Source organism: Streptomyces sp. 147326 (genome assembly GCF_045000215.1).
Classification (GTDB): Bacteria; Actinomycetota; Actinomycetes; order Streptomycetales; family Streptomycetaceae; genus Streptomyces.
The window spans coordinates 7,494,070-7,505,933 of sequence record NZ_CP134201.1 but is presented as its reverse complement, the minus strand read 5'-3'; the positions used below and the strand labels follow the sequence as shown (position 1 = coordinate 7,505,933).

Here is an 11,864-nt window from a genome sequence, read left to right as displayed (position 1 = left end):
TTCATGGGATTTCGCGATCAGAGACCGGCGCGGCCGGTGTTCAGCGAAACGCCGGTGATGCCGGTGACGAGACCGGGGACGTGGGAGACGATGCCCTGCGCGGCCTGGACGGTGTGGAGGGAGCCCACGACGCCAACGACGCCGCTGACATCGCTGGTCACGGCGCCGGCCAGGCCGCCGGACACGCTGATGATGCCGCCGGAGACGGCGTCCAGCTCGGTGTCGTCGATCTCACGGGTCTCGATGTCGTTACGCATGACGCGCACCTTTCATTGGGGGGAGGAATTCACAGCCTGCGGCGGCCGGGCGGCCCAAAACTCGGGCGCCATTCCCGACTGCCGCAATGGGCAAGATGAAAGCACGCGAACGGGCTGCCCACCCAATCCCGTTGACCCCCCATCACGGGCGGATGCCCGCCTCTGCGGACCGGCGTGCAGCTTGATTCACGGAATGGTGACGGCTTCTTCACAGGATCGAGTAACAGATATGGGCCGTCCGCTGCTTACACAGAACCAAACAGGACAAGGTCCCACGAATCAGATGGGACATATCCGCCATACCGCCGGGCGAAGGAGGCCGGCGGGAGCGATCGCGGACACGATGTGCAGGTTTCCGGAAGACGCGCGGGGTGACGGGCTCGTTACACCCGGTGTGCGGGCGTTCAGCTCCCCGCTCTCGCTTCGATCAGGAACCGGTGGTCGTGCACGGTGAATCCGCCCGCGCCTGCGATGTGCCGGTGGAGTCGGCGTAGCGCGGGCTCGTGCGCGGACGGCTCGAACCCGGGGAACTGCCAGGGGATCGCACGCAGCTGGAAGATCACCGCTCCGATGTCGCGGAAGGTGTACGGGCTCATCTCCTCACGCGCCGTGGTCACGCGCAGGCCCACACCCTCCAGTGCCCGTACGGCGACGTCCAGGGTCCAGCCGTCGGGATCGGCCGGCGAGGGGATGCCGACGGCTTCGTTCAGTTCCAACTGGTTCCGGCCGCCCACCTGCTGGGTGAGGAGCCGGCCGCCCGGCGCCAGCGCGGCGCGGACGCTCGCCGCATCCAGCAGTCCGTGCCGGTTGAGGATCAGGTCGAAGCGTCCGGAGGGCAGGTTCAGCCCCGATGCCTGGTGGACCTCCACCCCCAGCGGGGTGAGGCGCTGCCGGGCCAGGGGGAGGCTGGGCGCCCAGTTCTCGGTGGCCGCGGAGGCGGGCGGCAGCGGGGCGAGCGAGGCGAGGAACTCACCGCCGCCGGTGTCGATGTCCAGGAGGCTTCGCGCGTGCGAGAGCCGGGCGCGGGCGAGCCGTCCGTAGTCCCAGGTGGGGCCCCCGCCGTCCGCCCGGCCCTTCAGCCAGCTGAAGTCCCAGCCCGTCATGCCGGCCTGCAGGGCTTCCGCGACGCGGGTCTCGCAGTCGTGAGCCATGAGAGAAACCTCCGGGTGATGGGCTGGCGCGGGGCTCGACAGGGTGCTAAACAGAACCACCAGAGATGGTTACACGTGTAACAGCAGATGTCTGCGCCTTTTCAGGAGCTCCGGAGCGTCCATGTGCACCACACCCGAGCCGATGCCGCTGCCGTTCTCCTGGGCCGCACAGGAACGGCACCTCGTCGGCCTGCTCTCGGCACTGATCCGGCTGGACACCTCGAACCCGCCGGGCCACGAGATCGCCGTCGCGCGCCACCTCTCCCGGGAGCTGTCCCCCCTGGGCATCGCGCACACCGTGCTGGAGTCCGCACCGGGCCGGGCCAACCTCGTCGCCCGGCTTCCGGGGTCGGGACAGGAACCGCCGCTCATGCTGCTGGGCCACGCGGACGTGGTCGGCACCCAGCCCGACCAGTGGAGCCGGCCCCCCTTCTCCGGCGAGGTGGCCGACGGCCGTGTGTGGGGCCGGGGGGCGCTGGACATGAAGGGCCAGGTCGCCGCGAGCCTGCTGGTGATGCAGCTCATCGCCGCGCACCGGATACGGCTGCGCCGGGATCTGCTGCTGGCGGTCACCGCCGACGAGGAGGCCGGCAGCCGGCTGGGGGCGTACTGGCTGTGGGAGAACCACCGAAGTCTCGTCGAGGCCGAGTTCGCGTTCAACGAAGGCGGCGGGCAGCGTTTCCTGACGCCCGGCGGCCCCGTCTACACCGTCCAGGTGGCCGAAAAGGGCAGCGCCCGGATGCGGATCACCGCGCGCGGTCAGGGGGGCCACGCTTCCGTCCCGCGCTCGGAGGCGGCGGTCTTCACGCTCGCCGAGGCCCTGCTCCGGCTGCGCGCCTACGCGCCCCCGTCCGTGCTGCATCCGGCCGCCCGCCGCATGCTGAGCACGCTGGCCGAGCTGCACTCCGGGCCGGGCGCGCAGGCGATCGAGCGCCTGCTGGAGGCTCCCACGTGGGCGGGCGCGAGCAGCCTGCCCATCGATCCGGTCCTGCGCGAGTTCGTGGTCGCCGGGCTGCACAACACCGCCACTCCGACGCTGCTGTCCGCGGGGCAGCGGCAGAACGTGGTGCCCGTCGAGGCGAGCGTGGTGCTGGACGGCCGCCTGCTGCCCGGACAGCAGCCCGAGGACTGGGTGGCGGAGGTGCGGAAGGCGGTCGGGGACCGTGTGGAGGTGTCGCTGCTGCACGGCAGGGAGAGCCGCGCCGTCCACGACGACCCGGAGCTCCTGCGGGTTCTCGGCGATACGGTCGCGGCCCACGAACCGGGGGCGCGGGTGCTTCCGTACATCAACCCGGCCTCCACGGACGCCCGCGCCTTCCCCGACACGAAGGTGATCGGCTTCTTCCCCTCCGCGAGTGACGCGGACGTCATGCGGCTCATCCACGCGCCGGACGAGCACGCCCGGATCACCGACCTGATGTTCGGCGGGAAATGCCTGCTGGACGCGGTCCTCAGACTCTCCACCTGAAAGGAACCACCCCATGGGTGTTGTCATCGAGACCCTGACCGGCAAGGTCGAAGGCACGGCCGTAGACGGGCTGTCGGTCTTCAAGGGCATTCCCTACGCCCTCCCCCCGGAAGGGCCCCTCAGGTTCCGGGCCCCGGTCCCGGTCCCCGCCTGGGAAGGGATCCGGCCGGCCACGTCCTTCAGCGCCGTACCGCCGCAGTTGCCGCTGGTCCCCGGCATGCCCCCGGCGTGGCGGCCGGAGGACGGCCTGGACTGTCTCAGCGTGAACGTGTGGACCCCGGGAGGAGCCGGTGACCGGCTGCCGGTCATGGTGTGGATCTACGGCGGCGGGTGGAAGACGGGTCACTCCGCCGATCCCCTGCACGACGGAGAGGTACTGGCCCGGGGCGGCGTCGTACTCGTGACGTTCAACTACCGCGTCGGCTTCGAGGGGTTCGGCCACGTGCCGGGCGCCCCCGCCAACCGGGGCTTCCTCGATCAGGCCGCCGCCCTCACCTGGATACGCGAGAACGTCGCGGCCTTCGGCGGCGATCCGGACAACGTGACGATCTTCGGCGAGTCCGGTGGAGGTGCGTCCGTCGCCGCGCTGATGTCGGCGCCCGCCGCGCGCGGTCTGTTCCGTCGCGCCATCGTCCAGAGCATGGCCGGGCGGTTCCTGCCCGAGGACGAGGCCCGGCGGATCGCCGCGCTGATCGGGGAGGCGGCCGGTGTGGGCCCCGAGAACCTCGCCTCGTTGTCCCCCGAGGCACTGCTGGCCGTGCAGGACGCGCCCCTGCCGGCGATGCGTGCGAAGCCGTCGGACTGGACGACTCCCGAGGCGATCACCGCGTTCTCGCCCGTCATCGACGGCGTCACCGTCGTGGACGAGCCGTGGCGCGCACTTCGGTCGGGGTGTGCCAGCGACGTGGACCTCGTCACGGGCTACACGCACGACGAGTTCACGCTGTTCGCGATGGAGCGCGGCCTCGTCAAGATCAAAGCCTCGGCGATGGTCAGGGCCCTGCCCATGATGCTCGCGGCGGCCCGCGCGGGATTCCGCGAGCGGGCGTCGCGAAAGCCGTCAGGCCCCTCGGCGAAGATCCGCGACCTCGACCTCGGCGTCGTCGCCGAGGAGTTGGGACTGGGCCACCGTGCGGTCACCGAATACCGCGCCGCCCACCCGGGCCTGACCGATCCACAGCTGTACGTGGCCATGTACTCCGACGCCCTGTTCCGGATGCCCTCGACGTGGCTGGCGCAGGCACACGCCGCCGCGGGCGGCCGGGCCTGGCTCTACGACTTCACCTGGAGCAGCCCGGCCTTCGGCGGGGCCCTGGGCGCCTGCCACACCATGGACATCCCGGCGACGTTCGGCCACGCGCGGGGGCCCCTGGCGGAATTCCTCTTCGGCGGCAAGGCCCCTTCCCCGGAGTTCACCCGCCTGTCCGAGCGGCTTCGTGCCTCGTGGATCTCCTTCGCCACCACGGGGGACCCCGGATGGACCCCCTTCACGCAGGAGCGGCCGATGACCCGCATCTGGGACGTCGAGCCGTCGGTCGTCGAGGATCCGCTCCGGGCGTCCGGCCGGATCTGGCAGGAGAAGTCCGGGCTCTGACCACCCCGGCACCGGTCCCTCCCCAGCCCCGTCTCCCCCGCGCGGCCGTGACCCGGCCGCCGCTCAGGCGGGCGTATCCCGCGACACCACCGTCATGGAAGGAAGCACCGCATGGCTCTCGCTCAGGACCGCACCGCGCCCGTCGTGACCACCCGCTCGGGGCGGATCCGGGGCGTCGTCGAAGACGGCCTCGCCGTGTTCAAGGGCGTGCCCTACGCCGCGCCGCCCGTCGGATCCCTCAGGTGGCTCCCCGCTCAGCCGCATCCGGGCTGGAGCGGGGTCCTCGACGCCTCCTCGTACGGGCCCGGTTCCCCGCAAGCCGTGCGCGAGGGCGACCCCGTGCTCGGCAGCCACGGCCTCCCGCCCTTCGACGAGGACTGCCTGACGCTGAACGTGTGGACGCCCGGCACGGACGAGGCGCGCCGGCCGGTCCTGGTCTGGATCCACGGCGGCGCCTTCCTGTCCGGGTCCGGCGCGATGCCGAACTACTCGGGCGAGACCTTCGCGCGGAACGGCGACCTGGTCGTGGTGAACCTCAACTACCGGCTCGGCCCGCTCGGCCTGCTCTACTTCGAGTCGGACGACGGCGCCGAGCACGGCAACCTCTGGCTCACCGATCAACTCGCCGCACTGCACTGGGTCCAGGACAACATCGCCGCGTTCGGCGGAGACCCCGACAACGTCACCGTCGCCGGCCAGTCCGCCGGCGCCCTGTCCACCGCGGCGCTCGCGGGCCACGGGGGCGGCGGTCGTCTCTTCCGGCGTGCCGTGCTGCAGAGCGTCCCGCTCGGGATGCCGCTGTCCACCCCGGCTGCGTCCCTCGCCCGCACCGCCGCCTATCTCGAGATCGCCGGCGCGAAGGACATCGACGAACTGCGCACCGCACCATGGCCGTTGCTGGTCGAGGCCACCGTCGGTCTCCTCAGGGACACCACGGAGTGGGGGCACTGGACCGTGCCGTTCCCGCCGGTTCTGGACGGCTCGACGGCGCGGCGGCAACCGGTCGAGAACCTGCTCGACGGTCCGGGCGCCGACATCGACGTCCTCATCGGCTGGACCAGGGAGGAGTCGGGCTTCAGCTTCGCGCTGGGCGAGGCGTACGCGTCGGCGACCAAGGAGCAGGTGCTCGGCCGGGCACGGGACACCTTCGGCGACGGCGCGGCCGATGCCTACGCGGCGTACGAGGCCGCCCGCCCGGGCGCACGGCCCGTCGACGTCCTCATCGACCTGAGCACCGACGAGCTGTTCAGGAAGCCCACCCTGGCGTTCGCGGAGGCGCGGGCAGCACGGGGCCGCCCGGTCTGGGCGTACGAGTTCGACTTCCCCACCCCCGCGCACGACGGCCGCCTGGGCACCCCGCACTGCCTGGACCTGCCGTTCGTGTTCGACAACTTCGGCGCCTGGTCGCACGCACCGTTCCTGGCGGGAATGGACAGCCGGATCAGGGACGGCCTCGCCAGGACGATGCACCGGGCGTGGATCTCGTTCATACGCACCGGCGACCCCAACCACCCGGACATGCCGCGCTGGGACCGGTACGACCTGCGGTCCCGCACCACCCTGCGCTTCGACACCGTCACCACGGCCGTTTCCCGCCTCACGCCGCACTGACGCGCTGACGCGCTGACGCGCTGACGCGCTGACGCGCTGACGCAGGAACCTAGCCGAGGGACCCGTCTATGGGCTGCTCGGTCCAGATGGTCTTCCCACTGCTGGTGAACCGGCAGCCCCACCGGTCGGTGAGCTGGGCGACGAGGAACAGGCCGCGCCCGCCCTCGTCCGTCTCCCGCGCACGGCGCAGGCGCGGCTGAGTACTGCTGGGGTCGGACACCTCGCACACGAGCACCCGGTCGCGGATCAGCCGGAGCCCGACCGGGCCGCCCGCGTAGCGGATCGCGTTCGTGACGAGTTCGCTGGCGACGAGCTCCGTCACGAAGCTCAGTTCGTCCAGCTGCCAGCCCGACAGCTGGCCCACCACCAGCTCACGGGCGTGCGCGACGAGAGAAAGGTCGGCTTCGAGTTCCCACTCGGCGACCTGATCGGACGAGAGGGCGCGGGTGCGGGCGAGCAGCAGGGCGACGTCGTCGGCTGGCTCCTGGGGCAGCACCTTGTCGAACACGCTCTGGCTGACCTCGCCCAGGGGCCGGCTCGATCCGGCGCCGGCGAGGGAGCTCCGCAGTCTCTCCAGACCCTCCTCGATGTCGCCGCCGCGGCGCGCCACGAGTCCGTCCGTGAAGAACGCCATCGTGCTGCCGGGTGGTACGCCGAACTCGGATACCTCGAAGGGCATTCCGCCGACGCCCAGCGGCGGTCCCGGCGCCATGCCCAGGAAGAACGGCTCCTCCCCCGGGGGCAGCAGGGCCGGCGGCGGATGTCCCGCGGTCGCGGCGACGCATCGACTCGTCACCGGGTCGTAGACGGCGTACAGGCACGTCGCTCCGAGCACGGCGGGCTCCGCGCGGGACGCGCCGCTCATCTGCTCGCTGGAGAAGCCGAGCACCAGGTCGTCCAGGTGCGTGAGCAGCTCGCCCGGATCCAGATCGAGGTCGGCCAGGGTCTGCACCGCGGTCCGCAGTCGCGCCATGGCCGCGGTGGCTTCGAGGCCGTGGCCGACGACGTCCCCGACGACGAACGCGACGCGCAACGACGGCAGGGGGATCACGTCGAACCAGTCCCCGCCGACTCCGACCCCGCCGCACGCCGGCTGGTAGACCCCCGCCGTGTCCGCGGCCGCCGTGTTCACGAGGGAGTGCGGCAGCAGGCTTCGCTGCAGGGCCACCACCGACCGGTGCTCCTTCGTGAAGCGGCGCGCGTTGTCCACGCCGAGCGCGGCCCTGGAGGCGACGTCCAGCAGGAGCGCCGCGTCCTCCTCCCCGAAGGCGGACGGCAGCTGGCTGCGCCAGACCGTGACGCAGCCGAGGATCAGGCCTCGTGCGTACAGGGGCACCGCTACGGAGGAGTGCGCCCCGCTCGGGACGAACAGGCGCAGGGTCTCGGCGTCCACCCCGAGCGCCGCGCGGAGCACGTCGACGTCGGACACCAGCACGGGCCGTCCCGCCATGAGCGGGCGCATCACGTCCGTGTCCGGTACGGGAGGCAGTGACTCGCCGACCGGCAGGAGGTCCTCCGCGGAAACCCCGGGGCTCTGCGCGGCGGCGGTCCGGCGCAGGCGGACCTCGCCGCTGGTGTCGAGGGGCAGCGGCTCGTCGCCGACCAGCACCGGCTCGGCGAGGTCCACGGTCGCCAGGTCGGCGAAGTCGGGGACGAGCAGGTTCACGAGGACCTGGGCCATGTCCGTCACGTCCAGGGAGGCCCCGATGCTCGCGGCGGCCGTGTGGGACAGCCTCTTGCGGCGTCGCTCCGAGTCGGGCTCGGCCGCCTCCGCCGCGGTGTCCTCCAGGGTGACCAGGACGAGCCACTGCGCCTCGGCGTCGCGATGGCCCGGAGTGCGGGCGGCGAGGCGCACGACCGTGCAGACCAGAGGGACGTTTCGACCCGCGCCGTCGCTGCCGGGGATGGCCACCGTGCGCCCGACCGGTCCGGCCTCCGCTCCGGCGCGCGGCAGCAGCCCCAGCAAGGGAGCACAGGGCTGGCCCGGTGAGCATTCCAGCAGCGTCGCGGCCCGTTCCGAACGGGCGACGACCACGCCTGCGTCGTCCAGTACGACGGCTGCCGTTTCGCTGACGGGCACCGCGGCCGGCCTCGGGCCACGCCGCTCCGGTTCACGCATGTCGCCTCCACGCACCGTGACCTTCAGTATCGTCCCGGAGGGAGGACCCGGCGACCCGCGGCAGGCTCCGCCGGGCGGCTCCTGCGGCCACGGCCGGGTCAGCGCGGGTCGAGGGTCAGCGCGCCTCGGCGCCCGGTGACCGCTGCCCGCGGCCGGACCGGGCCGCCCAGCGGCCGTCGTGGCGGCTGACCTCGATGGGGCGGCCGAAGCACGTGGTGAGCAGGTCGCCGGTCAGGACGGCCGCGACCGGGCCCGTCGCATGGACGCGGCCCTCGCGCAGCAGCAGCGCGTGGCTGGTGCTCGGGGCCAGTTCCTCCACGTGGTGGGTGACCGTGACGGTCGCCAGGTCCGGGCGACCGCCGGCGAGTCGGTGCAGGGCGTCGATCAGGTCCTCGCGGGAGGGCAGGTCGAGCGCGTTGAACGGCTCGTCGAGGAGCAGCAGGGACGGGTCGGCGATGAGCGCGCGGGCGATGAGGATGCGGGCGCGTTGGCCGCCCGAGCACACGCCGTACGGCCTGTCGGCCAGGTCCTTGCAGTTCAGCTCGGCGAGCAGGTCGTGGGCGCGCTCCCGGGTCGCGGCGTCGTACGTGCGCCACAGCGGCTGGACGGTCCCGGTGGCTCCGGTCAGGACGATCGTGTGCGCGGTCTCGTTCTCGGGACCGCGCTGCACGCTGGAGACCAGGCCGATGCGCGCCCGCAGTGCGCGCAGGTCCACGCGGCCGAGCCGGTGGCCGAGGATCTCCACGGTGCCGTCGGTGGGGTGCATCAGCGCGCCGACGAGGCGCAGCACGGTCGTCTTGCCCGCGCCGTTCGCGCCGAGCAGCGCCCAGTGCTCGCCGGAGCGTACGGTCCAGTCGATCCGGTCGAGGATCACCAGCCCGGTGGTGAAACGGCGCACGCTCGCGGCGTTGAGCGCAGCGACGGTCCGAGGCTGCGCGGGCGTGTCCATGGGGGCTCCTGCCTGGCGCTGATACGCGCGACGATGATCAGGAGAGATCATATCGCGCTGAAATGTCGATCGCCGATATTGCGCGATATTCGCGCTGGAACAGGGCCTCGTGGCCGCTCGCGTTCACGGGAGGGGCAGGCCGGCGGCCGCGCGGGCGCCGGCCTGCCACCCGTGGCCTACGGCACCGGCTGCTGCTGGGTCACGCAGCGGATGCCGCCGCCACCGGCCCCGAGGCGGTCGATGTTGAGCCGTCCGACGACGCGCCGCGGCATCGGCCTGGGTGTCGCCGAACTGATGGAGGACATCACCGACGCCCACGTGGACAGCCTGGTGCGCTTCACCGCGCCCGGTGCGGTCCTGTTGGACCGCGCGCACCCCAGCACCCCGGCGGACTCCTGGTCACGCTCCGCGGGCCGGGCCAAGTCCGTCCTGTCGAAGGCGGCGGACGCACGCGGGCGGCGCTTCGAGGTCATCGGCCTGCCGCAGCCCGACCTGGACAGGATCACGGGTGAGGGCGACGACTTCGTGTCGACGTACGCCAACTTCTACATCGCCAACGATGCCGTCCTCATGCCCAAGTTCGGGGACCGCAAAGCCGACGACAAGGCCCGCGGGATCCTGCAGGAGCACTTCCCCGAGCGGGACAACGTGCCGGTCGCGGTCGACACGATCGCCTCGGGCGGCGGCGGCATCCACTGCTCGACCCACGACCAGCCCGGGAAGCCCGCCGGCACCTCCTGAACTCCGGCCGGGGGTCCGGCGGTCCGGCGGTCCGGTTGCGGAACGACGAGACGATCCAGGAGCAGAGGGGGAGGAAGAGGGCGGCGCCGAGGCTGCCCAGAATGCGGGCAGGGCAGCACGAAGCAAGGCGTACACGGAGGTGTCCGGGCACGCCGCGGGGCCTCGGCGCGTGACCGTCCTCTGGGCCGGAGGCGGAGTTGTGGCCTCCGGCCCAGCTGCGGTGGTGCGTCCCGCCCCCGGCCGGGCAGGGGCGGCCGGGGGGTGCGGGCCTCGCGGGTAGGCTGTGAGCGCAGCTGGTTCGCACCCGTCAGCCGGACGGGGCGCGTCGTAAGAGGGAACCCGGTGGGAATCCGGGACTGCCCCGCAGCGGTGAGTGGGAACGACCGCCGTCATACGCACTGGGACCGGAACCGGTCCCGGGAAGCGACGGCCAGTAGGTGCCCGCCGGGAGACCGGCAGGCGCGCCCGCGAGTCCGAAGACCTGCCACTGCCCGCATGACGAAGCGTCGTGCGGGGGCCCGGGGCACGCCTCCCCGGGGCCTTTCTGCCGCGACTCGCGAAGGAGAGTTGACGTGGCCGACCAGACCGTCACCACCGCTGGGTGCGTTGAGCACGACACCGGCCTCCCCGATCTCGACGTCGACGTCGACGTCCCGGGGCCGATCCCCTCGTAGACGACGGGCCGCCCGGGCGTCCCGTGCGACGCCCTGCCCCCAGGCGCCGTGGCCGCCGTGCGGGGCCGCCGCCTGCCGTCCCCGCGAGCCGTGGCGCGATTCACCCCGCCCGGCCCCGTGCGCCCGCTCGCTCCTGTGCCCCGTGCCCTGTGCCCCTGACAGGGCGTGAAGAACATCCGATCCATCCGCGGTGAGAGGACCACCCATGCCCCGCAACCACCCGAAGGCCGTGCTGTCCGCGCTCGCCGTCGCCCTGCTGATATCCGGCTGCGGAGGCGGCACCGCGCCCTCCGCCACCCCCTCGCCGGGCACGACCGCCGAGGGCTTTCCCGTCACGGTCACCAACTGCGGGGTGACGAGCACCTATCAGCGTCCGCCGCAGCGCGCGGTGTCGCTGAACCAGCACGCGACCGAGGTGATGCTGGCGCTCGGCCTGGAGAAGTCGATGGTGGGGACGGGCTATCTCGACGACAAGGTCCTCCCCGAGTACCAGGCCGCCTACGACAGCGTGAAGGTCCTCTCCAAGGAGTACCCGTCCTTCGAGGCACTCCTGGAGGCCGAGCCCGACTTCGTCTACGGCGGGTGGACCTCCACCTTCGACGAGAAGGAGGGACGCAGCCGGGCCGCGTTCGCCAAGGCCGGGATCAACACCCGCCTCAACACCGAGGAGTGCCCCACCGGCCCGGTGGACGTGGCCGCCATGGACGAGGAGATCCGCGCGGTCGCCAAGGTCTTCGGCGTGCCCGAGCGGGCCGAGGAGCAGCTGGGGAAGCTGCACGCCACCCTCGACAAGGTCGAGGCCGGGCTCACCGGCGTCACCGCGGTCAAGCTCTTCGTGTACGACAGCGGCGACAAGACGGCCTTCACCGCGGGCGGCAAGGGCATCGGCAACGAGATGATCCGCCGGGCCGGCGGGGTGAACCTCTTCGCCGACCTGGACAAGGCCTTCGGCGACGTCTCGTTCGAGCAGGTGGCGCAGCGCGCTCCCGAGGCCATCGTCATCTACGACTACGGCGACCGGTCGGTCGAGGACAAGAAGAAGTTCCTGCTCGCCCATCCGGCGCTGAAGGACGTGCCCGCGATCAGGAACCAGCGGTTCGCGGTCCTGCCGCTGTCTTCCACCGTGGTCGGCGTGCGGGTGCCGTCGGCCGTCGAGTCGCTGGCGCGTCAGCTCCACCCGGGCCTCGTCCAGTGACCGGGGCGAAGGCTCCGGCACCCGTGGGGGCCGGCCTCCATGAGGAACGCCGGTCCGGCCCTCGCGAGGCAGGCCGGCCAGGGCCCGCGCGGCGCCCCGGGATCC

Annotated in this window: 8 protein-coding genes, 1 pseudogene and 1 riboswitch; of the genes and pseudogenes, 5 read left to right on the top strand and 4 right to left on the bottom strand. The window is 72.4% G+C overall.

Annotation, left to right across the window (positions count from 1 at the left end; genetic code table 11):
• Positions 1 to 17: 17 nt before the first annotated feature.
• Together RIU97_RS34450 and RIU97_RS34445 are read right to left on the bottom strand one after the other, a co-directional pair.
• On the bottom strand, positions 18 to 257 hold the full coding sequence (locus RIU97_RS34450) for a hypothetical protein (protein ID WP_383570534.1): 240 nt from the start codon (positions 255 to 257) through the stop codon (positions 18 to 20).
• Between the two features lie 404 nt (positions 258 to 661).
• Complete coding sequence (locus RIU97_RS34445; RefSeq protein WP_404961411.1) at positions 662 to 1,408, bottom strand: SAM-dependent methyltransferase; 747 nt, start codon at positions 1,406 to 1,408, stop codon at positions 662 to 664.
• Between the two features lie 121 nt (positions 1,409 to 1,529).
• Between RIU97_RS34445 and RIU97_RS34440 the strand changes: the two genes are divergently transcribed.
• The 3 genes from RIU97_RS34440 to RIU97_RS34430 all read left to right on the top strand — a co-directional run bounded on the left by RIU97_RS34440 (position 1,530) and on the right by RIU97_RS34430 (position 6,081).
• A complete protein-coding gene (locus RIU97_RS34440) occupies positions 1,530 to 2,876 on the top strand; it encodes a M20/M25/M40 family metallo-hydrolase (RefSeq protein ID WP_404961410.1) in 1,347 nt (448 codons plus the stop codon).
• A 13-nt stretch (positions 2,877 to 2,889) separates the two neighbouring features.
• Complete coding sequence (locus RIU97_RS34435) at positions 2,890 to 4,470, top strand: carboxylesterase/lipase family protein (protein WP_404961409.1); 1,581 nt, start codon at positions 2,890 to 2,892, stop codon at positions 4,468 to 4,470.
• A gap of 111 nt (positions 4,471 to 4,581) precedes the next feature.
• A complete protein-coding gene (locus tag RIU97_RS34430) occupies positions 4,582 to 6,081 on the top strand; it encodes a carboxylesterase/lipase family protein (RefSeq protein WP_404961408.1) in 1,500 nt (499 codons plus the stop codon).
• Positions 6,082 to 6,130: 49 nt separating this feature from the next.
• On the opposite strand, the gene RIU97_RS34425 is transcribed toward RIU97_RS34430, so the two are convergent.
• Both RIU97_RS34425 and RIU97_RS34420 read right to left on the bottom strand, forming a co-directional pair.
• Positions 6,131 to 8,200 carry a SpoIIE family protein phosphatase gene (locus RIU97_RS34425; protein ID WP_404961407.1) on the bottom strand — a complete coding sequence of 690 codons (2,070 nt, stop codon included), beginning with the start codon at positions 8,198 to 8,200 and terminating at the stop codon, positions 6,131 to 6,133.
• A gap of 115 nt (positions 8,201 to 8,315) precedes the next feature.
• Positions 8,316 to 9,149, bottom strand: coding sequence for an ABC transporter ATP-binding protein (locus RIU97_RS34420; RefSeq protein ID WP_404961406.1), 834 nt, complete (start codon positions 9,147 to 9,149; stop codon positions 8,316 to 8,318).
• 297 nt (positions 9,150 to 9,446) lie between these two features.
• On the opposite strand from RIU97_RS34420, the pseudogene RIU97_RS34415 reads away from it, so the two are divergent.
• Both RIU97_RS34415 and RIU97_RS34410 read left to right on the top strand, forming a co-directional pair.
• Positions 9,447 to 9,890 (top strand): annotated as a pseudogene (locus tag RIU97_RS34415) (agmatine deiminase family protein); the annotation flags it as partial.
• Between the two features lie 277 nt (positions 9,891 to 10,167).
• Positions 10,168 to 10,394: riboswitch (cobalamin riboswitch) on the top strand.
• A 375-nt stretch (positions 10,395 to 10,769) separates the two neighbouring features.
• Positions 10,770 to 11,759, top strand: a complete 990-nt coding sequence (locus tag RIU97_RS34410; protein WP_404961405.1) for an ABC transporter substrate-binding protein — start codon at positions 10,770 to 10,772, stop codon at positions 11,757 to 11,759.
• Positions 11,760 to 11,864 lie beyond the last annotated feature (105 nt).